Origin of the sequence: Providencia sp. CIM-Carb-044 (genome assembly GCF_033901115.1) — a bacterium.
GTDB lineage: Bacteria > Pseudomonadota > Gammaproteobacteria > Enterobacterales > Enterobacteriaceae > Providencia > Providencia hangzhouensis.
Window position 1 is genome coordinate 1 of sequence record NZ_JAXADV010000069.1, and the last position, 727, is coordinate 727.

General features: G+C 52.7%; 1 protein-coding gene. It reads left to right on the forward strand.

Annotated features, from left to right (window positions below):
• Positions 1 to 2 precede the first annotated feature (2 nt).
• Complete coding sequence (locus tag SJ312_RS23300) at positions 3 to 707, forward strand: IS6-like element IS26 family transposase (RefSeq protein ID WP_001067855.1); 705 nt, start codon at positions 3 to 5, stop codon at positions 705 to 707.
• Positions 708 to 727 lie beyond the last annotated feature (20 nt).

Here is a 727-nt window from a genome sequence, read left to right on the forward strand (position 1 = left end):
ACATGAACCCATTCAAAGGCCGGCATTTTCAGCGTGACATCATTCTGTGGGCCGTACGCTGGTACTGCAAATACGGCATCAGTTACCGTGAGCTGCAGGAGATGCTGGCTGAACGCGGAGTGAATGTCGATCACTCCACGATTTACCGCTGGGTTCAGCGTTATGCGCCTGAAATGGAAAAACGGCTGCGCTGGTACTGGCGTAACCCTTCCGATCTTTGCCCGTGGCACATGGATGAAACCTACGTGAAGGTCAATGGCCGCTGGGCGTATCTGTACCGGGCCGTCGACAGCCGGGGCCGCACTGTCGATTTTTATCTCTCCTCCCGTCGTAACAGCAAAGCTGCATACCGGTTTCTGGGTAAAATCCTCAACAACGTGAAGAAGTGGCAGATCCCGCGATTCATCAACACGGATAAAGCGCCCGCCTATGGTCGCGCGCTTGCTCTGCTCAAACGCGAAGGCCGGTGCCCGTCTGACGTTGAACACCGACAGATTAAGTACCGGAACAACGTGATTGAATGCGATCATGGCAAACTGAAACGGATAATCGGCGCCACGCTGGGATTTAAATCCATGAAGACGGCTTACGCCACCATCAAAGGTATTGAGGTGATGCGTGCACTACGCAAAGGCCAGGCCTCAGCATTTTATTATGGTGATCCCCTGGGCGAAATGCGCCTGGTAAGCAGAGTTTTTGAAATGTAAGGCCTTTGAATAAGACAAAA

Coding starts and splice junctions, on each gene's coding strand:
- SJ312_RS23300 (WP_001067855.1), top strand. CDS start 3: ATGAACCCATTCAAAGGCCGGCATTTTCAGCGTGACATCATTCTGTGG.